This window comes from Microbulbifer sp. ALW1 (assembly GCF_009903625.1).
Classification (GTDB): domain Bacteria; phylum Pseudomonadota; class Gammaproteobacteria; order Pseudomonadales; family Cellvibrionaceae; genus Microbulbifer.
Genome location: NZ_CP047569.1, coordinates 3,733,831 through 3,758,464, shown reverse-complemented (window position 1 = coordinate 3,758,464; position 24,634 = coordinate 3,733,831). Strand labels below are relative to the sequence as shown.

At 57.0% G+C, this 24,634-nt stretch carries 21 protein-coding genes; 9 read left to right on the top strand and 12 right to left on the bottom strand.

Annotated elements, in window-relative coordinates:
- Positions 1–5: 5 nt before the first annotated feature.
- Genes thiO through GRX76_RS15530 form a run of 6 tightly spaced genes read left to right on the top strand, consistent with a single transcriptional unit; the run spans position 6 to position 4,992 of the window.
- Positions 6–1,085 (top strand): glycine oxidase ThiO, encoded by a 1,080-nt coding sequence (thiO, locus tag GRX76_RS15555; RefSeq protein WP_160154145.1) that lies wholly within the window; start codon positions 6–8, stop codon positions 1,083–1,085.
- On the top strand, positions 1,085–1,285 hold the full coding sequence (gene thiS, locus GRX76_RS15550) for a sulfur carrier protein ThiS (RefSeq protein WP_160154144.1): 201 nt from the start codon (positions 1,085–1,087) through the stop codon (positions 1,283–1,285). Before thiO ends, thiS begins: the two co-directional genes overlap by 1 nt.
- 13 nt (positions 1,286–1,298) lie before the next feature.
- On the top strand, positions 1,299–2,177 hold the full coding sequence (locus GRX76_RS15545; protein WP_236250405.1) for a thiazole synthase: 879 nt from the start codon (positions 1,299–1,301) through the stop codon (positions 2,175–2,177).
- Positions 2,174–3,721, top strand: coding sequence for a thiamine phosphate synthase (gene thiE, locus GRX76_RS15540; protein ID WP_160154143.1), 1,548 nt, complete (start codon positions 2,174–2,176; stop codon positions 3,719–3,721). Before GRX76_RS15545 ends, thiE begins: the two co-directional genes overlap by 4 nt.
- Positions 3,722–3,749: 28 nt before the next feature.
- Positions 3,750–4,514, top strand: coding sequence for a HesA/MoeB/ThiF family protein (locus tag GRX76_RS15535; RefSeq protein WP_160154142.1), 765 nt, complete (start codon positions 3,750–3,752; stop codon positions 4,512–4,514).
- A gap of 52 nt (positions 4,515–4,566) precedes the next feature.
- Entirely contained in the window at positions 4,567–4,992 is a 426-nt protein-coding gene (locus tag GRX76_RS15530) for a cytochrome c5 family protein (protein WP_236250404.1), read from the top strand.
- Positions 4,993–5,156: 164 nt separating this feature from the next.
- Here the strand turns inward: GRX76_RS15530 and GRX76_RS15525 are convergent, their stop codons facing one another.
- The 9 genes from GRX76_RS15525 to purM form a co-directional block, all read right to left on the bottom strand.
- Positions 5,157–5,960 carry a type IV pili methyl-accepting chemotaxis transducer N-terminal domain-containing protein gene (locus GRX76_RS15525; RefSeq protein ID WP_160154141.1) on the bottom strand — a complete coding sequence of 268 codons (804 nt, stop codon included), beginning with the start codon at positions 5,958–5,960 and terminating at the stop codon, positions 5,157–5,159.
- Positions 5,961–6,149: 189 nt separating this feature from the next.
- Positions 6,150–7,373 (bottom strand): alginate export family protein, encoded by a 1,224-nt coding sequence (locus GRX76_RS15520; RefSeq protein ID WP_160154140.1) that lies wholly within the window; start codon positions 7,371–7,373, stop codon positions 6,150–6,152.
- A gap of 162 nt (positions 7,374–7,535) precedes the next feature.
- Positions 7,536–8,414, bottom strand: a complete 879-nt coding sequence (locus tag GRX76_RS15515) for an ABC transporter ATP-binding protein (RefSeq protein WP_160154139.1) — start codon at positions 8,412–8,414, stop codon at positions 7,536–7,538.
- A 66-nt stretch (positions 8,415–8,480) separates the two neighbouring features.
- Complete coding sequence (locus GRX76_RS15510; protein WP_160154138.1) at positions 8,481–9,485, bottom strand: ABC transporter permease; 1,005 nt, start codon at positions 9,483–9,485, stop codon at positions 8,481–8,483.
- Between the two features lie 116 nt (positions 9,486–9,601).
- Positions 9,602–10,915, bottom strand: a complete 1,314-nt coding sequence (locus GRX76_RS15505; RefSeq protein ID WP_236250653.1) for a CmpA/NrtA family ABC transporter substrate-binding protein — start codon at positions 10,913–10,915, stop codon at positions 9,602–9,604.
- An 827-nt stretch (positions 10,916–11,742) separates the two neighbouring features.
- Positions 11,743–13,209, bottom strand: a complete 1,467-nt coding sequence (locus tag GRX76_RS15500) for an OmpP1/FadL family transporter (protein ID WP_160154136.1) — start codon at positions 13,207–13,209, stop codon at positions 11,743–11,745.
- A 230-nt stretch (positions 13,210–13,439) separates the two neighbouring features.
- On the bottom strand, positions 13,440–14,198 hold the full coding sequence (locus GRX76_RS15495) for a DUF3108 domain-containing protein (RefSeq protein ID WP_236250403.1): 759 nt from the start codon (positions 14,196–14,198) through the stop codon (positions 13,440–13,442).
- A 61-nt stretch (positions 14,199–14,259) separates the two neighbouring features.
- Complete coding sequence (gene purN / locus GRX76_RS15490; protein WP_160154134.1) at positions 14,260–14,952, bottom strand: phosphoribosylglycinamide formyltransferase; 693 nt, start codon at positions 14,950–14,952, stop codon at positions 14,260–14,262.
- A 7-nt stretch (positions 14,953–14,959) separates the two neighbouring features.
- A complete protein-coding gene (gene purM / locus GRX76_RS15485; protein WP_160154133.1) occupies positions 14,960–16,024 on the bottom strand; it encodes a phosphoribosylformylglycinamidine cyclo-ligase in 1,065 nt (354 codons plus the stop codon).
- Positions 16,025–16,263: 239 nt separating this feature from the next.
- Between purM and GRX76_RS15480 the strand changes: the two genes are divergently transcribed.
- The 3 genes from GRX76_RS15480 to sodC all read left to right on the top strand — a co-directional run bounded on the left by GRX76_RS15480 (position 16,264) and on the right by sodC (position 18,771).
- Entirely contained in the window at positions 16,264–17,349 is a 1,086-nt protein-coding gene (locus GRX76_RS15480) for a DUF2066 domain-containing protein (protein ID WP_236250652.1), read from the top strand.
- A 3-nt stretch (positions 17,350–17,352) separates the two neighbouring features.
- A complete protein-coding gene (gene hda, locus GRX76_RS15475; protein WP_160154132.1) occupies positions 17,353–18,087 on the top strand; it encodes a DnaA regulatory inactivator Hda in 735 nt (244 codons plus the stop codon).
- A gap of 156 nt (positions 18,088–18,243) precedes the next feature.
- Positions 18,244–18,771 (top strand): superoxide dismutase family protein, encoded by a 528-nt coding sequence (gene sodC, locus GRX76_RS15470; protein ID WP_160154131.1) that lies wholly within the window; start codon positions 18,244–18,246, stop codon positions 18,769–18,771.
- Between the two features lie 27 nt (positions 18,772–18,798).
- Here sodC and GRX76_RS15465 read toward each other — a convergent pair whose 3' ends face one another.
- The 3 genes from GRX76_RS15465 to GRX76_RS15455 form a co-directional block, all read right to left on the bottom strand.
- Positions 18,799–20,139: a catalase family protein gene (locus GRX76_RS15465; protein ID WP_236250402.1), complete on the bottom strand. Its 1,341-nt coding sequence runs from the start codon at positions 20,137–20,139 to the stop codon at positions 18,799–18,801.
- A gap of 12 nt (positions 20,140–20,151) precedes the next feature.
- Positions 20,152–22,248: a di-heme-cytochrome C peroxidase gene (locus GRX76_RS15460; protein WP_236250401.1), complete on the bottom strand. Its 2,097-nt coding sequence runs from the start codon at positions 22,246–22,248 to the stop codon at positions 20,152–20,154.
- A gap of 217 nt (positions 22,249–22,465) precedes the next feature.
- The gene (locus tag GRX76_RS15455; protein ID WP_236250400.1) at positions 22,466–24,634 is read right to left on the bottom strand and encodes a YadA-like family protein; all 2,169 of its coding nucleotides are present in this window, start codon (positions 24,632–24,634) and stop codon (positions 22,466–22,468) included.

Below are 24,634 nucleotides of genomic sequence, written 5' to 3'. Positions count from 1 at the left end.
CCAAAGTGGCAGAGAAAAACTTAAATATCGCAGTGGCAGGCGCTGGACTGATGGGGCGCCTTCTGTCCTGGCGTTTGTCTGAAAAAGGCCACCAGATAACCTTGTTCGACTCCGGTAGTTTGGAAAGCCCAGCGGGCGCCTGCCACACCGCCGCCGGCATGATCTCGCCACTCTCCGAACTGTTCCACTGCCCACTCCCCATCTATCAACTCGGCATGCAAAGCCTGCAATACTGGCCAGATTGGGCAAAACAGCTGGAACAGGCGACTGGCACTAAAGTCGATTATCGCGAAAAAGGCAGCATCCTCATCGCCCACCCACAAGACCGCAGCGAACTCCTGCAATTCCAACAGGAGCTCAACGCCAAACTGGGCTCGGATAACCGCGACCAACTGCAATGGCTAGACAACAACGCCCTGCGAGACCTAGAGCCTGAACTCGACCGCTTCGACCAGGGCCTGTACCTCGCCTCCGAAGCCGACATCGACAACCGCAAACTACTGCCGGCGCTGCTCAAAGCGCTCAAGCAAAGCGAAATCGAAATCCGCGAAAACACCCCGGTAGATTGCGCCCCCGAAACAATCCAGACCGAAAACGGCAACGAATACTTCGACTTGGTCATCGACACCCGCGGCCTCGGTGCAAAAAATCAGATCAATGGCCTGCGCGGCGTCCGCGGCGAAGTCATGGTCGTAGAAACCCCGGAAGTGCAATTAAACCGCCCCGTGCGCCTGCTGCATCCCAGATACCAACTCTACGCCGTACCCAGAGCCAACAATCAGACAGTCATCGGCGCCACCGAAATCGAAAGCGAAGACAGGAGCCCCATATCCCTGCGCTCCACCATGGAACTCTCCAGCGCACTCTATTCGATTCACCCCGCATTCGCCGAAGCCCGTGTCATTGAAACCCGCGTCAATTGCCGTCCCGCCACCATGGATAACTTACCGGTAGTGGAAAGTGAGCCGGGTCTTATCCGAATCAATGGCCTTTTCCGCCACGGCTACCTGCTAGCCCCCGCGCTGGTAGCCCAGGCCGAAAGCGAAATTTTCAAATTCATCCAAACGACAGAACAGGTGACCTGATGCAATTACTGGTCAACGGTGAACAACGCAATTTTGAAAGTGAAACATCATTGTCGGAATTGTTGCTACAACTGGGCTACAGCGGCGAGACATTCGCTGTTGCCTTAAACGGCAACTTCGTGCCCCGTGCCACCTACGAGCAAACATTGCTGAATGCGGGTGATAGCCTGGATATCGTCGCCCCGGTAGTCGGAGGCTGAAAGGAGAGAGCACATGGCCGATAAACTGAAACTCTACAGCAAGGTATTCGATAGCCGTTTACTGGTAGGCACCGCACTCTATCCGTCACCGGCGATCATGCGCGAATCCGTCGCCGCCTCCGGATCGGAAATCATTACCCTCTCCCTGCGCCGCCAGAGCCCAGCGCAGCAGCAGGGAAAAATGATCTGGGACTATATTCAGGATTCCGGTTGCCAGTTGTTGCCCAACACCGCCGGCTGCAAAACCCCGAAAGAAGTCATCGCCCTGGCAGAAATGAGCCGAGAAATTTTCGGTACTGACTGGCTCAAGCTGGAAGTGATCGGCGATGACTACAACTTGCAACCGGATCCTTTCGGGCTGATCGAGGCCGCGCGGGAGCTGATCAATCGGGGCTTCAAGGTATTACCCTATTGCACCGACGATCTGGTGGTATGCCGCAAATTACTGGATGTAGGTTGCCAAGTACTGATGCCCTGGGGTTCTCCCATCGGCACTGGTCGCGGCCTGATGAACAAATACAATTTGCAGACGCTACGTGAGCGGCTGCCGGATACGCCGCTGATTATCGATGCGGGTATCGGCGCGCCGTCCCAGGCGTGTGAAGCCATGGAAATGGGCTTCGATGCGGTACTGCTCAACACCGCCATCGCCAAAGCCCAGAACCCGGTACTGATGGCGGAGTCCTTCAAGCTTGCTGTACAGTCTGGCCGCGCCGCACGCAATGCGGGGCTGATGCTCAAGCGCCAGACCGCCAGCCCCAGTACTCCGACACTGGATATGCCGTTCTGGCAGCAGACTCTCAGCGCCGAACATATCGAGAAAAATGGCGAGGGGGAGAAAGTCGAGGGGGAAAAAGGCGAGGGGGAAAAAGGCGAGGGCGAGAAGGTATGAACGATACAGAACACCAGCGCCCAATTGTCTGGACCATCGCCGGCAGTGATTCCGGTGGCGGTGCGGGTATTCAGGCGGACCTGCTCACCATGCACGATCTCGGCGTCCACGGGTGCAGTGCCATCACTGCGAATACCGCCCAGAACACCCTTGGTGTGCCAGCGATCAATGCGGTATCCGATGAGGTGCTGCAATCGCAGCTGGACGCGCTGCTCGCCGATCTCAAACCCGCCGCCATCAAGATCGGCCTGCTGGCAAATGCCGGACAGGTTCGTCTGGTGGCCGAGTTCCTGCGCGCGTTGAAACCCCGTGGTGAGACAATCCCGGTGATCTACGACCCGGTCGCCGTCGCCACCAGCGGCGCACAGTTGACCGAAGACAGCACTGGCGCTGCCGTACTGAGCGAGCTGCTGCCCCTGTGCGACCTGATCACACCCAACAGTATTGAGTTGGAATGGCTGGCCGGAACTGGTGCTGACAGCGCAGAAGCCATTCTCAAGGCCGCACACAAGGTGCGAGGCAATCGACACGTGGCTCTGCTGGTGACCGGTGGCCACTTTGAACTTGAACCGGGTACTACGGCAGACCTGTTGTGCTCCGGATCCGGTGAGGGCACCAGCAACGACTGGCTGATCGGCAAAAAGATCGACACCCGCAATGCCCACGGCACCGGCTGCACCCTGTCTTCCGCAATCGCGGCGTTATTGGCGCTGGGCTACCCACTGAAAGACGCCTGTGTGGTGGCCAATGCCTATGTGCGCCGCGGACTGCGGTTGGGCAACAGCGAACACATTGGTGCGGGTGCGGGCCCTGTGGGGCACTGTGGCTGGCCCACAGAGTTGCAGGACTTTCCGGAGGTGCTGGTTGCCGGCAGCGAGCGTGCAAAGTCCTTCGGAACGTATAGTGAAACGGCGGCAGCGAATTTTGCCGCCGAATTCGCGCAGCCAGACTCCAACAAGCTCGGGGTCTACCCGGTGGTGGAAACCGTGGAGTGGATCGAGAAGCTGGCGGAGGAGGGGGTGCGTACCCTGCAACTGCGCATCAAGCACCCGGGCAACGACCTGAAAGCGCAGATTGAGCAGGCCGTTGCTATCGGCCGCCGTTACGACCTGCGCCTATTTATCAACGACCACTGGCAGCTCGCCATCGAGTGCGGTGCCTACGGGGTACACCTCGGGCAGGAAGACTTGCAAACCGCCGACCTGAAGGCGATCCAGCAGGCGGGACTCGAGCTCGGTATCAGTACACATGGCTTTTTTGAACTGCTGTACGCCCACCAATATCGTCCCAGCTACCTGGCCATCGGCGCCATCTACGCCACCAATACCAAGGATATGAGCGGCCAGTTACAGGGGCCGCAGAAGCTTGCCCGAATGGCGGCACTGTTGCCGGATTATCCGCTGGTCGCCATTGGTGGCATCAATCTTGAGCGGGCGCCGGCGGTGGCCGCCAGCGGGGTGGGCAGTATTGCGGTAGTTACTGCCATTACCCGGGCCCCCGACTATCGCGAGGCTGTGGCACAATTGCGAGCAGTGATTGAATAGCCGAAAACGTACCGAGAGAAGCCGAGCCGTGTTGAGTCGTAAACAGCTACAGCGTTACAGCCGCCAGATCATGTTGCCGCAGATTGGAGAGGCGGGGCAGGAGAAGCTGGGTGCTGCGCGGGTACTGATTGTCGGCCTTGGTGGTTTGGGTAGCCCGGCGGCACTGTATCTGGCCGCTGCCGGCATTGGCGAGCTGCATCTGGTAGACGGTGACACGGTGGAAATCTCTAACCTGCAGCGTCAGGTGCTCTACAGGACCAATCACCGGGATAAGGACAAAGCTCAGGTGGCGGCACAGCAGCTGACCGCTGCCAATCCGGAGATCCGCATTCTCGCCCACTGCCGGATGGCCGACGAAGGTTGGCTCACGGATTTGCTATCCAAGCAGTCATTCGACCTGGTACTGGACTGCACCGACAATCTCAATATCCGTCACACGATCAATCGCGTCTGTCGTACCCAAAAGGTACCAGTAGTAATGGCTTCGGTACGCGGTTTCTCCGGACAGCTGGTGAGCTTTGATTTTCGAGCAGAAGATAGCCCCTGTTACGCCTGCCTGTTCCCACCGGCAGCCGAGCAGAGCGATTTGCCAGAGGCGGAGAACTGTTCCACCGTAGGTGTGATTGGTCCCGCGCTGGGCATGATGGGCAGCGCCCAGGCGCTTGAAGCGATCAAGCTGATCGCGGGCTTGCCGGTGAGCAGTCTGAACAAACTACAGCTGTTCGAGGCTGGAAGCCTCGAGTGGCGAGCCCTGGCCCTGGCTAGTAACAGCACTTGTCCCGTATGCGGATAACCAGTACAACGGGACTTAACGAATAAACAAGTAAATAAAAAGAGGGCGTATCTTGTCTGCACACACTTTTTCCCACGCGGTCGCCGCGTTTGCATTTAGCGCACTGCTTTTCGGCTGCAGCGAAAAATCTTCCGAAGTGACGGCGCCCGAAGCGCCTGCGCAGGATGTCGCCGTTCAGGAAATGACGGATCAGAAAGTGGAGACGCAACCAGTCACTGAAGTGGATGCTGTGCATATTTCACCGAAACTACTGGAGACCTACCAGCAAACCTGTGGCGGTTGTCACGAGAAAGGTCTGGTGGGGGCGCCGGCTACGGGTGATGTCGGAGCCTGGAAGCCGCGCCTGGCCAAAGGCATGGATACTATGGTCAAGCACGCCCGCGACGGCTTCAATGCGATGCCACCGGCCGGGCTCTGCTTCCATTGCTCCGATGAGGACTACGTGGCGCTGATCACCTATATGTCCACCGCCAAGTAGCCTTGTAGGACGCGGCCTGAAGCGCACATCTGCTGCGCCTTACCTCTAGGAAAGGGGGCCACCCTGTCCGTCGAGGCAAGACACAACAGCTGTACGCTTCAGGCCACGCCAAGAGTTCAACATTCTTTCTGCACTTACTTGGGAATGACTGAGCAAGTCCGTTATCAGCGGGCTGCAATCTCTACCGCGTTCAGTAACTGCGCATACTGGCCGGTGATGACGTTCATATTCCGCAACATGATGTCGGTAGTTCCGGTCACTACGTGAATTTGCCGGGCTTCCGACATTTGCATTTCCCCATCAAAACCGCGGCTAGCGTAGCTCAGGTGTCCTTGCGTTTTCAGCAGGTTGCGGGTGATCTCCGGCGTATTAAGGGGGCTTTCCATAAGAAAGCCCAGCATCTGCTCGAACTCAGCCAGGTCTTCGTACAAAAGCCGGGTGCCATCGTTTCCGGCCACGCCCCAGAATTGCGCCACATAATTTTTGGCGATACGTTGTGACAACATACGCTGACGACCGGAGACGTTTACCAGTTCCGCGCTGCTGTGCTTGGCAAGTGCCTGCAGGCGCATGACGTAAGTGTGGGCAGCGGGAAGCAGGCTATTGCTGAGTTTGAACAGCTCTGCCGCAGTAAATTTATTCACCGGCTGGCGCGCAATCGCAGAAAATGCCTGCCACTCTTCCTGTACCAGAGACAAGGTACTGCGGACTGGCGCTGCCGCTTCGAACGCTGCCAGTTGCTTCAGGTTGCGTTCAAACTCATTCATCGACCGCTCGAATACTTGCTGGTGCTTTTCGGTACCGGGTTGGATTCCCCGCAAAATATAGGACTGGGTAATCCTCTGGGACAGCATTCTCTGGCGTCCGGCGATGTTGATGGCATCTCCCATACTGAAATCTTGCACTTCGCTATTCGCGAGGGCATCACCCCAGATCAGCAGGAAAATCAGGCAGAAGGCGTATCTCATTTTCACGTCCCTGAATTGAGTGGGTTGGGAAAAGGTGGAGGTTTGTTGGTAATTGCTTACCCGTGAGAAAAGACAGGACAAAGAAAAAACCCCGGCCTTGCGGCCGGGTAAGACTCAACGAGTGTGGTTGGGTTACTTTGATCTCGGGTTACTTGGGTCTCAGGTTACTTTGATCTGTGACGGAAAAATTCAGAATTGTGCTTGCGCTGTCAGCCACAGTTTGTCGGTATCAGCGCTAAAGTCGTCGGCTGTATAAGCACTGTATTTCATGCTGAGGTTTACCCCGGCCAATTTTCCGGCCACCAGAAAGCCCGCCTCACTGCCAAGCTTGTCCATACCGGATACACCACTGTCGTCGGAGCTCAGCTGGTGGTAGTTGAGCGCGAGTTTTACGCCAGACAGGCTGGTGCCCACCGAAAGGTAGACATCCTCGATTCCGCCAGAGATGTTGCCGGTACCGCCACCCAGGAACTTGTCAGACCAGCCTTGAAATTTATGCAGAGTTGCCAGTGGGGTGATGAACTGTCCATCGGCGCCGTCTGCACCGAGTAATTCGTAGCCCGCAGCTAGAGTAATGCCCCCTACCTTGTAGCTACCTTCAGCCAGCAGGTAGTCCGCGTCATAGCTCGCTGGATTGTTCGCCGCAGCGGATTGCATCGCATATTCCAGGGTGTAACCGAGGTTGGCCTGGCTGCCTGCGAAGCGCACACCGTAGGTGTCGGTAGAGAAGGCGGCGGCATCTTCGTTGTCGATCAGGTAGGCGTAACCGCTGAGAGTGCCCACGGAAAGGCCCGCGTATTTGCCGTTGAGCAGATAGGTATCATTGGTGTGATCGCCAACCGGACTGTCCTCACCAAAAATGCGATTGACGTTACTGACGCGGGCCAGGAACAGGGTGGTATCGGCGAGGCTGGTATTGGTAACGCTGAAGGCATCGTAGGTCTGTTCGTTCTGGCGGAAGCCGACACCGCCGACGAAACGCTGGTTGTCCAGCAGGATACGCTGGCGTCCGTATTTGAAGGTGGTGGCACCGCTGGCATAAGCGAGGTAGGCCTGGTTGACTTCGGTACCTTCCGGGTCACCGACGCCGCCCTCAAATTCGGTGATGTGGGTAACATCGTCCATTTCGATCAGGGTGCTGAAGCCTTCGTAGGCCGCAGAGGTGAAGGTCAGACGGGTCTGCAGGCTGGTGAGATCCACGTCGCTGCCATCTACGTCGACAAATTCAGAGCGGGCACGGAAGCCGAGCGTTACATCGCCCTGTGACAACGCATCGGCAATACTGGTGACTTCCGGCGCTTGCTGCTCGGCCATTTCCTGTGCGAAGGCCGGTGCCACCGCCATGGCTCCAACGGCGAGGGACAGCAGATTTTTGCGAACTGAAGACTGGAAAAATTGTTTTTGGCTTTTCATAGGGTTTTCCTGTTAAGGAGATTAAAAACAAGTTAATAATTTTCCCCTTTTGCCCGAAATACGCGATTTCTGGTAAAAGGAGGGCCTGCCGACACGGAAACTGGTGTCGGGAGGTACAACTAAAGAAGTACAACTAAAATCGAAAAGTAATACGCTAAACGGTCAGGCCGCGTCTTCCACCGCTTCTTTCTGTACGTGGTGTTCCTTGGATTTTGGGACTGCCGTTTTAGATTTCGCGGATTTTTTCAATGGCACGTCGGGTTTGCTGTGGCGTTCATGCAGGAACTTCAGAACCTTGGCTCGATACTGGTTGTAAAGTGGATCATCCGCAAGCTCGAGGCGGTGGCGAGGGCGCTCCAGGTCGACATCCAGAATTTCGCCGATAGTGGCTGCAGGGCCATTGGTCATCATCACGATGCGATCTGACAGCAGTACGGCTTCATCCACGTCGTGGGTGATCATAATGACGGTGTTGTTCAGCTCCGCCTGAATCTCCATCAGGGAGTCCTGCATATGAGCGCGGGTCAGTGCGTCCAGTGCACCGAAGGGTTCGTCCATCAGTAGTACTTTGGGTTGCATGGCGAGTGCCCGGGCGATACCCACACGCTGTTTCATGCCACCGGAAATTTCGTCCGGGCGTTTATGCATGGCATGGCTCATGTGTACCAGGTCGAGATTGTGCTCGATCCACTCGCGCATTTCCGCTTTGGATTTACTGCGGCCAAAAACCTGTTTGACCGCCAGCTCCACATTTTCATAAGCACTCAGCCAGGGCAGCAGGGAGTGATTCTGGAATACTACCGCACGTTCCGGGCCCGGTTCGGTGACTTCCTTGCCGCTCAGGATAACGCCGCCGCGGGTGGCCTGGTAGAGACCGGCAACTACATTCAGCACGGTGGATTTACCACAGCCGGAGTGGCCGATCAGGGAGACAAATTCGCCCTGGGTAATTTTCAGGTCCACGTCCCGCAGGGCGGTAAACGGACCCTTTGGGGTAGGGAATTCCATATCGATATGGCTGATGTCGAGAAGTACGCTCATTGGTTCTTTCTCCGTATCTTGTTCCGTTTCTTTGCTTATTTCGTTGTTTGTTTCTTGCCGTGTGCTTTATTGGTGTACCGATTTATCCCAGGAAACCAGTTTCTGCAGGGCGAGCATGCCGCGATCGAGCAGGAAGCCGATAAGGCCGATCACCAGTACGGCGGCCATAATGCGGGCCAGAGAGTTGGAACTGCCATTCTGGAACTCATCCCACACGAATTTTCCGAGTCCGGGGTTTTGCGCCAACATCTCTGCGGCAATCAGGACCATCCAGGCCACACCCAGAGACAGGCGCATGCCGGTAAAAATCATCGGTACGGAAGCCGGCAATACGATTTTCTGAACATGGCGCAGGGCCGGCAGGCGCAGTACCTTGCTCACGTTCACCAGGTCTTTGTCGATACCGGCAACACCGACTGCGGTGTTAATCACCATGGGCCACAGGCAACACAGGGTGACGGTGATCAGCGAGTTCAGGAACGACTTGGCAACCATCGGGTCTGGCGAGGTGTAGAGCGCGGAGACCACCATGGTGACCAGGGGCAACCAGGCCAGCGGTGACACCGGCTTGAATACCTGAATGATCGGGTTGATCGCATTGTTTAGGGTTTTACTGAGGCCGATAGCGATACCCAGGGGAATGGCAATGGCTACCGCCAGCAGGAAGCCACTCATCACGGTCACCAGGCTGGTCACGATCTGGTCGAGGAAGGTTTCTTTGCCGGTGTAAGCGCGGATCTTCGGCTCGTAGCTGGGGTCTTTTGCCAGGCGCTCCGCATTGCGCTTTTCCTGGCGCTGGTAAAACGCCTGTTCTTTCTCCCGCGACCGCTGATGCTCAGCGTACAGGGAGTTGAACTGCTCCATCACTGCGGCAGGGCCAGGGAATTTACCGAGGGATGTATCGATATTCTGTGCGGTAATGGACCACAACAGCAGGAAAGCGAGGATGCCGGCCAGTGGCAGGGCGACCAGTCGAATAGCGCCACTGACAAGGGTTCCGTTGAAGACGTCGCTCAGTTGCGGCAGTTTGAAGCGCGGTAATTTTTCGGCATTCACAGTGGTGGTATTCATTCCTGTTACCTCTGCACACGGGTTGAGTATGTTCGACGAGCGTATTGTTTTTTTGTGGAGGCGCTGACCGCGATTCCTGGTCAGCGCCTTGCTCGTATGGGATTAAGGGTTTTGATTTACAGTTTCTGTCCGGACTTCAGGCCAATGGAAAATTTCTCGATGTAAGCATTGGGTTCCTGGCCGTTATAAACGATACCGTCGATGAAATGGGTTTGCGGGCTGCGGAAGCCGTCTTCAGTGGCGAAGTCCGGGAACTGTTCAGCCGAGGCCAATTTTTCGTCAATCAGGGATTTGGCGGCTGCGGCATAGATATCCGGGCGATAAACCTTGGCTGCCAGTTCCTTGTACCACTCATCCGGCTTGTCTTCGGAGATCTGGCCCCAGCGACGCATCTGGGTGAGGTACCAGATGGCATCGGAGTAGTAGGGGTAGGTGGCGTTGTAGCGGAAGAAGACGTTGAAGTCGGGTACATCACGCTTGTCGCCTTTTTCATACTCGAAGGTTCCGGTCATGCTGTTGGCAATCACGTCGTAGTCGGCACCCACGTAGTTTGACTGGGACAGGATTTTCACCGCTTCCGGGCGGTTCGCGTTGTTGTTCTCATCCAGCCACATGGCGGCGCGGATCAGGGCGCGGGTGATACGCACGGTGGTGTTAGGGTACTTCTCTGAGAATTCCTTGGTGATGCCGAACACTTTTTCCGGGTTGTCTTTCCAGATTTCGTAGTCAGTCACTACCGGAACGCCGATATCTTTAAATACCGCCTGCTGGTTCCAGGGTTCACCCACGCAATAGCCGTAGATGGTGCCGGCTTCCAGGGTCGCCGGCATCTGCGGCGGTGGGGTTACCGAGAGGAGGGCATCCGCGTCGATCTGGCCGGAAGTATCGCCCTTGTGCGGGGCGTAGTAACCGGGGTGTATGCCGCCAGCGGCAAGCCAGTAGCGCAACTCGTAGTTGTGCGTGGATACCGGGAATACCATACCCATATTGAACGGCTTGCCATCGGCCTTGTATTTTTCCACCACCGGTTTCAGAGCATCGGCCTTGATGGGATGGACGGGCTTACCATCCGCCTGTTTCGGAATGTTGGGTTTCATCTGTTCCCAGATGGCATTGGAAACCGTGATGCCGTTTCCGTTGAGGTCCATGGAGAAGGGGGTAATGATGTCCGCTTTGGTGCCGAACCCCATGGTCGCTGCAATTGGCTGGCCGGCCAGCATGTGTGCACCGTCGAGGCGACCGTCGATAACGCCGTCCAGCAGCACTTTCCAGTTCGCCTGTGCCTCGATGGTGACGTACAGACCTTCGTCTTCAAAAAAGCCTTTTTCATAGGCGATGGCGATGGGGGCCATATCTGTAAGCTTGATAAAACCAAACGTCAGTTCTTCTTTTTCCGGGTAACCGAGTTCTTCTGCGGTTGCTGGTGCCATACCGGTAAGAAAACCGATTGAAATGGTGAGTGATGCGGCAATTGCTTTTATCGGGCCTTTATTGAAAAGCGTGCGTGTGAAGAGGTTTTTCCTGGTCATGACGTTAGTTCTCCAAGTTTTCAGATGTGTATAAAAAATTCGGGCGAAAAAAAAGGCGCTCACCGGTCGCTTGCCATTCGGGGCAAGATCGGTGAGCGCCTCTGCTCAAGGGCAAACGCCTGGGCGTTGCCTAACTGTTTTTATCTGGGCTTTGCAAAATGGAGCGGCCCAGTTGGTCAACGGAAATGAGGTGCCGGTGTCAGCGGGTCACTTCTGGGGCGGAATTTACTACGTGTTTTCTTTCCGCGTTTAGCAGCTGCATTGCAGAGTCTGTGCCAACTTTTTCTAGTTCGACTGAAGATAAGCGGTTGATGGAGGGTTGGTAACGGGGGTTGTTGGTTCGCCGGAGTGGCCCTGAGTTGCCTGTAAGTCTTTGTAACATATGTGAATTTCTTCACGGCCCAGGAAGCTCTCATCGAGATTGGTGGCGCTCGCTGGAGGGAGATACGTTATTTTTTTGCGTGTTGAATAGTGTGCCAGTTGTGTTCGACAAGAGAAGTGTGTTGCTGATAACCGCTGGCTTTTTCAGTGCAGGAGTCTCATGAAACGGAAAAATTGGTGCGGGTGTGAACACTCGTGGGGGACATTCATGGTGCATTGATAGTGCAGTGATAGTGCAGTGATAGTGCAGTGATGGGGCTGAAATAGTGCACGGCCAAAATGTGCGGAACAAAAAAAGGCCGGACGCAAGCGCCCGGCCTTAACCGAAAATCGGTTACGAAAGTTGATCAGAAGCTGTAGTTCAGCGATGCGCCGACCAGCCAGGCTTCGAGGTTGGTGGTGCCACCGTCGAAGTAGGTACCCAAGGCCACGTCGTTGGTCAGTGGCAGTGCCTGGAATTCCTGGATCACCTCATCGTCGCCCCACAGGTAGGCCAGGCCAGCATCCACACTCAATTGATTGTTGAATTTGAAGGTACCGCCAAAAGTAACCCACTGGCGATCCGCGTCAGGAATGGAAAGGGTGCGCCAGGTTACCGGCAATCCAGCGCCACCGCCCAATCCAAAGGATGCCGTTTCTTCGACCGCATCTTGGTAGAGGCCGTTACGAGCTGCGCCATTGTCAAACGCATAGCCCACACGCCAGGTCACCTCATCACAGGGGTAGTACTCCAGGCCCAGGCTGTAGCGCCAGCCGCTCTTGAAGTTCTCTTCCTTGATGTCCAGCGGGTTGTAGCCGGGGAAGGGCTCGCCGTTAACACGCTGATCCGGGAAGAAGGCCTCCAGGCGCTCAAAGTCATCCCAGTCCGTCCACATGGCGCCCAGTGCTATGCCCCAGTTGTCATTGAAGCGGTGGTAGAAACCAATTTCTGCCGTGTCGGGCAGGTCAAGGGTCAAATTGGCGGGCTCGTTGTCGAAGGGCAACCCGGTATTCACGGAGGTCAGGAGGTCGGAATTCACGTCGGCCTCAATTTCGGGGTCCAGCTCCGACTGGTAGGAAATACCAATACGGGTTCGACCATCAACACTGCGCCACAGCGCACCGATGCTCCAGCCATAGTCCCAGTCGTCGCCATCCGCGTCGAGAATACGCGCGTTGGAGACCGAGGTGCCCAGCAACTGTTCCGCCAGTGGATCCAGTACAAAGTTGTTCGGCACTTTGCTCTTGAGGGTGGCGTCGGCGTAGAGAATGTTGGCCGACACACCCACGCTGAACTGGTTGTTCCAGTCAAAGGCAACGGACGGCGCGATATTGACACTGAGCAATTCGGTTTTGTCGGCGATGTGGGTGACCGGCCAGGAGGATCTGAAATCGGTTTCCAGACCGTAGTCGGTATTCATCGCCAGGCCGAAGGACCAGCAGTCGTCAAAGGGAACCGCCAGGTAGGCGTTGGGTACCCAAGCGCTGCTCGCGTAGTCATTCGCTTCTGCGAAAACGGACGCCGCCAGCTGAGGGCCTGCTGGCGTAAGCAGGTAGTAGTCAGTGAAACCTGCGGCATCGATTTCCGGGTTTACGTAGGTGACACCACCTGAAAGCGAGATGCTGCTGAACAAGGCGGAGCCAGCGGGGTTACGCGCCAGAATTGCGGCGTTGTCACCGATTGTATTTTCAGCGGCAAAGGCTCGGCCGAGGCCGGAGCTGCTGGATTCCTGAAGGGCGAAGCCCGCAGCCAGCGCGCCACTGGAAAAAGTGCCGCCAGCTGCGGTGCAGATTGCTGCGGCCAGTGCGGCCTTGCGCAGAGTTTTGATAGTCATGAGGTCCCACTCTATTGCTGAAATGATGCCTGCGGGTCAAAACTGCGCCCGCTTTAGGCCGAGAATCTTTTCCAGAAACATTTGCTTCTGGCAAACAAATTCCTAGTAGAAGGAGTCTAGCAGTGCGAATTTCACGCACGGGGAGAAAGCGACGACTTTATAAAGACGCACAGCGGAAAAATCTACGGTTTGACGTAAATTTTTTGGAGAATGTGATTAATTTTTTAAAGTTATTTTTTTACGCTGACGGCATTTCCGTTAATGGATAATTTGGTCAGGGTGATTTGGTAGCTTTTGCCATTATCTTCCTGCTGCATCAGCTTTATTAGAGCGTAGTTCCATTCGGGGGCAAACCAGATGTTGGTGACGCGCTCGGCATCCTGGCCACGGACCCGCTGTACCTTGACGGTATCGATCAAGCCCATTGGCGTTTGCAATGTTTCCTTGCCGGTAATTTCGAATTCGTATTCCCGGATTTTTTTGCCGTCGGCAACCTGGTATTTCAATGGCGTTTTGCCGTTAGCGACATCGATGGCCAACTGCAGTTGATAGCTTATTTTGTCCTGAATATTGGCTGGCGCATTTTCGATGCTATGGGCCTTGTCATACACGTTCACCACACGGCGGGCACCGTCTTCAAAGCTGAGTGCGGTGTGGCGGTCTTTTCCCAGTCCGGATTTTTGATAGTCGTAATGCTGTGGGATCAGGCGCAGGTCTTGTTGCGCAAACCGTGAATACTCTTCGATCTTGGCAAACATGGAGTGTGCGGAAAAATCCAGGCGCCAACTCGAGGGAGATCCGCTCAGGGTGCGTTCAGCGGTGACGCCAAAACCACTGAATTTGGCTTCGTAGGTGGCGGAGAAAGGTGTGAGAACGACGGGCGCTTGAGACGAAGCGGTTTGCTCAGCCTGGGCCAAAGCAGACACGCCGAGGGCAATCGCAATAAAGAAAGAGGAGAAGTGTTTGCTGAGAAAAGCGTATTGAGACAAGGTCTCACCTCCGGCCTGAAATTCTAGTTCCATGATTCAGGCCGAAAGTGTAGACGGCCTGTCAGTCGAGGCGTTTACCACCGCGGGGTAGTAGTTCGCCATCCAGTTCCGCGCGGTCGCCGACCATCTGCAGTCGCCCTTCGGCAAACCAGCGGGCAACCAGCGGATACATTTTATGTTCCTGCACCTGAACACGCTGTGCAAGCGTCTCGGCGGTATCGCCGGATTCTACCGGCACGGCGGCCTGTAGAATGGGGGGGCCCCCATCCAGCTCTTCGGTTACAAAATGTACAGTGGCGCCGTGTTCGCTGTCGCCGGCGTCCAGTGCACGCTGGTGGGTGTGCAATCCCTGGTACTTGGGCAACAGCGACGGGTGAATGTTCAACATCCGGCCGCTGTAATGGCGTACGAAGTCCGGGGTGAGGATACGCATAAAGCCGGCGAGGATCACCAGATCCGGCTGATAGGCGTCGATCACCTTGATCATCGCCTGGTCGAAACTGTCGCGGTCACTGAAGTCTTTGTGGCTCAAAACTTCGGTGGCGACGCCGGCATTCTGTGCCCGAACCAGACCGTAAGCGTCGGCTTTGTTGCTGACGACCGCGGCTACGGTGTAACCGCAGTCGTCGCCGGCATCCAGGAAGGCTTGCAGGTTGCTGCCGCTGCCAGAGATGAGGACAACGGCGCGGCAACCCTTAGCAGCAGAATTGCCAGAGGAGTCGCCGGATTGGGGGTTGTTCGAAGAATTCGTCATGGACGGCTTACAGTCCCGCCAGTTCTACGGCTTCGCCACCGTTGGCGGCTTCGATGCTGCCCACGATGAAGGCGTCTTCGCCCATGTCCTTGAGCGCAGCGACGGCCTTGTCGGCATCCGCCGCGGGCACACAGATCACCATGCCCACACCGCAGTTGAAGGTGCGGTACATTTCGCGGCCCTCGATGTTGCCGGCTTCCTGGAGCCAGCGGAATACCGGGGGCAGTTCCCAGCTCTTGGTGTCGATCACGGCGCGGGCATTGTCCGGCAGTACCCGCGGCAGGTTTTCCAGCAGGCCGCCGCCGGTAATGTGGCTCATGGCGTTGACCTGTACGGTCTTCATCAGGGCCAGCAGGTTCTTCACATAGATGCGGGTCGGGGCCATCAGCGCGTCGGCCAGGGTTTTGCCTTCCATGTCTTTCTGCAGGTCGGCACCGCTGATTTCCAGTACCTTGCGGATCAGCGAGTAGCCGTTGGAGTGGGGGCCAGAGGAAGCCAGGCCAATCAGCTTGTCGCCGGTCTGTACCTTGCTGCCATCGATGATCTCGGATTTTTCGACCACGCCAACGCAGAAGCCGGCCAGGTCGTAATCGTCGCCTTCATACATGCCGGGCATTTCTGCGGTCTCACCGCCCACCAGCGCAGCACCCGCCAGCTCACAGCCCTTGCCGATTCCGCTCACCACGTCCGCGGCGATGTCCACATTGAGCTTGCCGGTCGCGTAGTAGTCGAGGAAGAACAGCGGCTCGGCGCCAGCGACAATCAGGTCGTTCACGCACATGGCAACCAGGTCGATACCGATGGAATCGTGGATGCCCAGGTCCATGGCCAGGCGCAACTTGGTGCCGACGCCGTCGGTACCACTGACCAATACCGGCTCTTTATAACCGCTGGGCAGCTGGCACAGGGCTCCAAAACCGCCCAATCCGCCCATGACTTCCGGGCGCTGGGTGCGCTTGGCGACATGTTTGATACGCTCAACCAGGGCATTACCTGCATCGATATCGACGCCGGCATCTTTATAACTGAGGGAGGGGCTGGCGGAAGGAGTGTTAGGCTTGGAGTCGCTCATGGTTCAACCTGTTAAGGGCCTGTTTGGCAATTTGGAAGGGCGCGTATTCTAGTGGAAAAATGCCCGATTGTGCGAACTGAAGGCTGGGAGAAACAGCCGACACTGATACAATAGCCGCTAATTGACGTCCGGGGGCCCAACTCCGGCGCTTGAGCGCACCGCGGAATGCTGCCAGAGACCCGCGCAACCCGGTGCAAAAACATAAAGAGGTAAGGGGCAAAGAGCTAATGCCATTGACGATGAATTCCCGCGTGGTGCTCTGTTTCTCGCTGCTACTGGCAGCACTGATGCTGGCGATACCGGCTTCGGCCCGGGTAATGCCGGACCTGTACGAAGTGCGAGAGGCGGTACCGAGCCGCGGCGCCACCGATCGTACAGCGGCGACCAGCCGTGGCCTGGAGCGCGTTTTTATACGGGTGACCGGCGATCAGCAGATCGCCAGCAATCCCAAGCTGGCCCCGGTTTTGGGGCAGGCCAATAAATATGTACAGGGTTACCGCTACGACAGCGACAACAACCAGCTGTACGTGCACCTGACCTATGACCCCAAGGCGGTCAATGATCTGGTGCACCAGCTGCAGTTGCCGCTGTGGCCCAACAACCGCCCCGGCACCCTGGTGTGGATGGCGGTGGACACCCTGCAGGGGGGCCGTGACACCCTGCGCCAGGAAGATTACCCGGAGCTGTTCGGTCTGATGGACGGCCTGGCGCTGGAGCGCGGCTTGCCTCTTGACTTTCCGGTCATGGACTTGAACGACCAGCGCAACATGCCGCTCGGCAGTCTCTGGGCGCAGGACGAAGGGGCGGCCGAACGCGCTGGTGTGCGCTATCGTCCGGACGCCACCTTGATGGGGCGCCTGTTGCAGACCTCTGGCCAGCGCTGGCAGGCCAATTGGCTGTTGATTCACGGCGGTCGCAGTTACGCGTTTGATGCCAGTGGCGAATCCCTAGAGGAAGTGGCTCTGCGCGGGGTCAATGAAGCGACCAATATGCTGGCCGAGCGCTATGCAGTGCGCACCGGCGATACTGGTGTCGCCAGTGCCGTGTTGGTGGAAATCTCCGGCATTCGCAACTTCGCGGCCTATTCGCAAGCGACCAATTATTTACAGGGGCTGGCCCAGGTGAGCAGTGCGGATGTCCTTGCGGTGAATGGCGACCGTCTAACCTTGTCGCTGACCACCAGCACCCAGCTGGAGTCCCTGCGGGATGTGCTGGCACTGAACCGCAATCTTCAACTGGCAGGTGACGATGGACCGGTGGATCTATCCGGGTACCGCGCACCACTGGGCAGTGCCCAGAACCCGTTGCGCTACAACTGGCACTGATCCGTGAGCGGTAGTAGTCATACCGGTGGCGTTCCACAGCAGCTCTCGCTGGGGGTATCCCTGCGGGACGACGCCACTTTCGCCAATTTCTTTCAGTCACCGGACGCGGTCAACCGCCAGGTGGCCGGCATGCTGCAGGCCTTTGCCAGTGGTGACAATGCCGAGCAGGCCATTTACCTGTGGGGCGAGTCTGGTAGTGGGGTGACCCATTTATTGCAGTCCGTGTGTCAGGTGGCCGAGACTGCCGGGCGCAGTTTTCAGTATCTGCCATTGGCGGATCTGATTGAGGCGGACCCCCAGGTCATTCTCGAGGGGCTCGAATTTCTGGATCTGGTGTGCATCGATGACCTGCACCTGATCGAAGGGCGCGCAAATTGGCAGACCGCCTTGTTCCACCTGTACAACCGTCTGCGGGACAGTGGTCGTCAGCTGTTACTGGGTTCTCGCAAGTCTCCCCGGGGACTGGAACTGGGTCTGGCGGACCTGCAATCTCGTTTGCAGTGGGGCCTGACATTTCAGCTGCATCCCCTGAGCGATACCGACAAACTGGCGGCCTTGCGCCAGCGCAGCCGCCTGCGTGGGTTTGACTTGCCGGAAGATGTCGCTCATTACATCCTGCATAGGGCGCCGCGGGATACCCGTGCACTTTTCGCTTTGCTCGAGCAGCTGGACCGGGCCTCGTTGCAGGCCCAGCGCAAAATCACCATTCCCTTTGTCAAACAGGTTCTGAACATCTAGAACCGTTTCTCCCGATACGCGGGCCGCTGGCGGCTCGCGGATTCCGGGTGTATCCGTACGGCCTTCCTGGCATTTACTTCTACACTGTATTCGATAGCGTGAATTTAGCCGCCGGTACTCCTGAATGGTCGCCGGCTCGCTACGGAGGAGTGTTAGATGTCCCCATTGATCAAATCCTTTGCCGCCAGTGCCTTTATCGGGTGTCTGGCAATGTCTGCCAGTGCGGAGACCGTGGTCAGTATTCTCAAGCTCGACAGCAGTGGTGTTGGTTCCATGCTGGGTACGGTCACCATCCGTGAAACACCTTACGGTCTGGTGTTCGCGCCAGACCTGAAAGGACTGCCGAGGGGGCTACACGGCTTCCACTTGCACGAAAATGGCAGCTGTGAGTCGGCAATGAAGGAGGGTAAATCGGTTCCGGGGTTGGCGGCGGGCAGCCATTACGACCCCCAAAAAACGGGCAAGCACGGCACTCCCTGGGGGGATGGCCACCTGGGGGACCTGCCGGCGCTCTATGTGGACAACGATGGCAAGGCCTATGAACCCGTATTAGCGCCTCGCCTGAAGATCTCTGACCTCAAGGGCCGGGCGCTGATGGTACACGCCGGTGGTGACAACTTTTCCGACCAGCCCAAGCCCCTCGGCGGGGGCGGTGCACGCATTGCCTGTGGCGTAATTCAGTAACGGTCGGCAACGGCGGGGCCCTGTGGCTCACTGATACTCGGTTTGGCTCGAGCGTGCACTGTACTGGCGACTGCCACAGTCGCTGCTGACAGCAGTGCCGTCCATCGGCTGGTAAAGGCCGTCAAAGCAGCGTGGCAAGGGCCACCGGGGTTTGCGGATGTTCAGGCCCTGCTGCGGGCCACACGATTCGGCGGCGCCCGGAATACACCAGTCTGCGGGTACCTCTCGGGGTGCCCGGTTTTGCGTGTGCCGGAACTCTGATACCGCGTGATACACCAAACGCCGCGCCCGGTTCAGGCTACCCAGCGGTTGCCAGTCGCCCACCCCATGCCAGGGGTTCATCGACAGGTTTTCACAGAACTGCCGCTGTGTATCACCGGTGATCGTCTGCGGGGGTATATGGATACGGGCTACGGGAATGAACGGGGATTCGCTTTCTTCCCAGATCACCGTGGCGTCATCCAGTGGCATGTTTCCGGTTTCCACCCTCGGTTGCACCAGAAAATCGAAGCAGGCAGAACCGGACTCCAGTGTGCTTGCCATTTGCCGGGTGAGAAAATCGTCCGCGCTTTTATCGGCGACGCTCGTGTAGCTTGCGCCGGCGCAGGGGCGGCTGGAAAACTTCAGTGCGGTTTCGCCCAGTTGATAGGGCAGCATGGAAAAGTACTGGGCGGCAAAGGGAGTTTCGATTTTGGAAGAGATGGTCTGCTGTGCCCGCAGCATCTCTTTTAAATGCAGTCGCGGTGGCCAGAGGTTGATGAACCAGCCGGTTTTATCGAGCTTGGCCAGGTGCTGCATATTCTCGGCGTAATCGTAGATATTCCGATTAAAAAACGCCGGGGTATTGGTCATGATGAAATCCTGGGTGCCGGTGCTACGCAGTTCCGCCGCAATGGGTTGCCCCTGCGCGTCTGCGGCATCGATACCCAGCACCTTGACCGCCATGCCGCGGGCATCCGGCTCTTTGTCCGGCTGGACCAGCATGTCGCCATTGGAAAACCGGATCCAGGCTTTGTAATCCTGTCCCGGCTTGCTGAAAATTCCGTAGCGGAAGTGTTCAGGAATATCCCCGTTTATCTCGAAGGTCGCACGCACACAGCCCGTCGCTTTGGCGTGGGCATCCCGGCGGTACAGGTTGCCGTAGCGTTTGCTGTTTTCGGCATGTGCGATCCGGGATATTTCCCTGGCGGAGTGAATGGCGGATTGAATGGCTGCGCGCTCTTCAGCGGAAATTTCCATTCCCAGGTCGTCAAAAGACGCCTGCGGTTGGCCGGTGGCGTGCGCAAGGCTGGCGAAAAACCAGGGGAGTAAGCAAGCCGGGAGAAAGTAACTCCGAAGGCGCTTCAGGTTAAAGGTACGGTTAAACACGTGCGTATCTCCTTATCGCTGCCCGGAAGGCTGCGTGCCACGCTGGGCCAGCTGTCCGTGGGGATGGCGAAAGTCCTGGCAGGCCTGCTCGCCAATGGCGCTCGCCGGCGGTTTGGAATACTGCGCCCAGTTTTGCGGATCGCCATTCAGCGCCTCGGAAAAGTCCGGGTTACCCATCACCTTGAGGTATTCGATCAACGCCATGCGCTCGCTTTCCTTAAAGCGCCTGCCGATGCGCCCCGGCATCTCGACATCCGTAAACAGGTGGCCGCGGTTGCTGTTGCCGGTCTGCGTTGTATCAAACGCGAAGTTGCCCTGGCGCATATCGGTGACATAACCCAGCTTTTGCGGGTTGTATTCCCGATGGCCCACGCCAAATTTGACCGGCCGCGCTTCCAGTGGCGACAGCAGGTCGTAAATCGTCGGTACCGAACCGTTGTGCAGGAAGGGTGGGGTGGCCCAGACCCCGTGCAGTGGGCGGGCTTTGTAGGCCAGTTTGTTGACGATGCGGAAGGGCACATTGAGCCCGTCGTAATCGGCAATGCCGTTGTTGTCGCTGGAGATACCGCTGTTGTCATAGAGAACCGGTACCAGCTTGTTCATTAGCAGCTGCAGGCCATCCCCGGCGTTTACGCGCCGGTCGATATCATCGTCGGGGTTGTTCGGGTTTTTCGCGACCAGTGGGCCCGGATCAAAGGTGTGGTTGACGAAGTTCTCCGCCGCTTTAGGGTCGGTACCGATCACCTCGATATCAATCCAGGGCAGGGCCCAGAGCGTTTCTCGCCAGTCTTCCCGCAGCGGTTGGTTTTGTTCGTCGTAGGAAATCTGTCCGGACATATCCCACTGCCAGTTCACGTCCCGTTGATGATTCGGGTTGTCACCGGGGCCGCCCGCCACCTTCCAGGTGTAGGGCTTGGAAATATGTGGGCCATGGCAGTGGGCACACTGGTCGGCAAATAGGTTTTTACCTTGTTGTGCTTTGGCGATATCGATTTCACCCAGAATCTCCTGGGGCCATTTGGGTGGGCGCAGTTTGCGTAGCGTGGTTTCAATACACTGCATGCCGTCGATATTGATGGTGGATCGGCCGAACTCGCCTTCCGGCAGTAGTTCACCCTGGTCGTCCACCAGTTTGACCGGCGCCATTACCCCGAGGCTTTCACCGACGTTGCGCGCCATCGCCTGATTGGTGAATCCGGTATATTGCACCCAGTCGAAGCGCCAGATATCCCAAAGAAACGGATAACTTACCGGCGCATCGGCGACTTTATAGTTCTCTTCAATACCCAGGTTGTAGCCGAAAACGACATTGCCGATACGCCCTACCGCGTCGGTGCGGCCGCGCCCCTCGGTGGTGGGGAAGTTATCGGGGTTGCCCGGACCCTTGGCGAATTCAAAAAAGCGCTCGCTGAATGCGTTGAAGTCCTGCTTCAGTTGTTCGCGTTTGTCGCGATCTTCACCGGCCACTGCATCGGCAAAGCGCGCCCACTTGAAGGGATTGAACTTCATCTCGAATGTCGCGGCGCCCAGTGAGTGAATAAACTCACCGGGGTTACCCGTGGACATGCCGTGAATTGCCTGGCCGCCATCGACCCGCAGGGCCACACCCTTGTAGTGCAATTCGCCGGTGTGGCAGAGGGCGCAGCCGAGGTCGATGCGGGTGGAGTTGTCGTCCGGGTTCAGATGGCTGCCCATGCCCACCGGATACACACCGGATTCACCGGCGGAATTGGCTTGCTGCGGCTCCACAATAAACCCCCAGCCGCGCATATTGTCTGCGCTGGCTAGCTTTTTCTCTGAAAAGGGCAGTTCGAGGGCTTCCAGCCACTTGTAGTGCAGCCCCTGCAACTCCGTTCCCTGCGGAGTGGAGTAGAACAGCTGCCGATCCTCCTTGCTCCACCCTTGATCCAGGTAGCGAACCTCGGTGATATTTTCGCTGGTGATATTAGGAGTGAAAAACTGGTGCGCGAATGAGCAGCCGGCAAGTGTACCCCCTGTGATTACCGCGGTCGCCAGTATACGTAGGGCACTGCGCGGAAAGCTGCGGGAAATTGGAGAGATTGCCCGGCCTTCGCAAAGGGGGCGACGGTGCTTGAGGGGAAATTCCATTTAGATGACTTTTGTGTTTGTTGTTATGCCGTTGTAGTTGCGACGTCCTGTCAGCGAACTTCAGCCGTGTAGTCGCAGCCGCTATTTAGTGGTCTTCAAGAGTTAGCTATTGTAGCGTGACGCGGTGCTCAAAAAAAAGCCGGGCCAACGTAACTGGCCCGGCTTTTCACATTTACTTCAGTGTGATGTATCAATGCGGTATTGAATAACGCGTGGATCAGAGATCGAAGCCAATGCCGAAGCCACCGCCTGCTTCGTTGCCGCTGAAGGCGCCGCCGAAGCTGAAGCGACCGTTTTCACCGATCGGACGACCATATCCGATAGATACCGCACTTTCGCCATTGAGCCAGCCGGCCCCTACGGCAATACGGCCTTTGCACTCGCGCCAATCGCGCCAGTTCTTGCAGTCTGCACCGCCTGCATTAATGGCAGACTGTTGCATGGCAATACCCATGGCTCCGATACGATCGACCCGATCATTCACCACATTCAGGCGCTTATCGAATCCGTCCATGCGGCTATTCAGCTGCTGTAGGTTCTCGAAATTGAAACCAGCCAGTTCGTTGATTTTTTTGTCGGTGTAAGTGTTTGCCTGGTTTACCGCACTGCGCGTGCCACTGGCCACTTGTCGATCGGTATAAGTGTTCGCATTCGACAGTGTTTGCTGGCTGACCTGATTGGTGTACTGTCGGGCACTCCGCAGAGCTTGAGATGCGCGCTGAGCAGCATCGCGGTTAGCCTGCTGCAGTGTGTTGCTCGTTTGTTGATCTGTGTAGCTGTTCGCGTTAATCAGAGTCTGGTCTGATCTGCGAGCAGCGCGCTGCTCAACTTGATTGATCGCGCTGTTGACAGAGTTATCGGTGTAAGTGTTGGCTTTCTGCAAAGTATCTGTATCACCATCGGTAATCTTCTGCATCAGGTTGTTATTCAGGTTGCTTACCGAGTTGTCGGTATAGGTATTTGCCTGCTGCAATGTCTGCTGATTACCATCATCGATTTTCTGCATCAAGTTGGTGTTGAGGTTGCTGACTTCGGTATCGGTGTAGTTGTTGGCGTTGGTCAGCGTCTGCTGGTCGCCGTCAATGATCTGCTGAGACAGGTTCTGATTCAGGTTGTTGATCTCGGTGTCTGTGTAGTTGTTGGCGTTGGTCAGTGTCTGCTGGTCGCCGTCAATGATCTGCTGAGACAGGTTCTGATTCAGGTTGTTGATCTCGGTGTCTGTGTAGTTGTTGGCGTTGGTCAGCGTCTGCTGGTCGCCGTCAATGATCTGCTGAGACAGGTTCTGATTCAGGGTGTTGATCTCGGTGTCTGTGTAGTTGTTGGCGTTGGTCAGCGTCTGCTGGTCGCCGTCAATGATCTGCTGAGACAGGTTCTGATTCAGGGTGTTGATCTCGGTGTCTGTGTAGTTGTTGGCGTTGGTCAGCGTCTGCTGGTCGCCATCAGTGATCTGCTGTGACAGGTTCTGATTCAGGGTGTTGATCTCGGTATCTGTGTAGTTGTTGGCGTTGGTGAGCGTCTGCTGGTCGCCATCAGTGATCTGCTGTGACAGGTTCTGATTCAGAGTGTTGATCTCGGTATCTGTGTAGTTGTTGGCGTTGGTTAGTGTCTGCTGGTCGCCATCGGTGATTTGTTGGGACAGGTTCTGATTCAGGGTGTTGACCTCGGAATCGGTATATTGATTGGCTTGATTCAGGGTGTCTGTAAGACCGTTTTCCAGCTGGTTTACATTGACGCCATCAGTACCATTTTGGCCTTCGGCCACATTGGTGATTCGGCGTTCGGCACCGGCGCTGCCCACCGATACAGTGTTCGGCTCATTGGCAACGGAGGCATTACCCAAGGCTACGGAATTGGTTTCATTTGCCTGGGCATTTTGGCCCAGCGCGGTAGCGGAAGTGCCGGAAGCCGATGCGCCCTGACCCAATGCCGTCGCCCCCGGGCCAGTAGCGGTGGAAGCCTGTCCGACTGCGGTTGACGAGCCGGCCGTAGCGCTGGCACCAGAACCAAAAGCCGCAGAGTTCGGACCGCTGCTTAAGGCGCCGCCACCTACCGCGACCGCACTTATCCCAGCAGATGAGGCGCCCCGTCCGAAAGCTGCGCTGTTGGCTCCGGCACTGGAGGCTCCTTGACCCACTGCAGTGCTGCTGTTACCGCCACTGACAGTGCCCTGGCCAACGGCAAGGCTATCGTCACCCGCAGACTGAGCCTGCTGTCCAACCGCCGTACTGTTGGTCCCGGTTGCGCCGGAGCCTACGCCTAGCGCAGTAGAGGAGGCGGCAGTTGCCTGACTTTCGGCTCCGAATGCTGCAGACTCAATACCCGTTGCCGCGGATGAGCCCCCGACTGCGGTGGAGTTGGCTGTGGACGCATTTGCGCCGATTCCCAT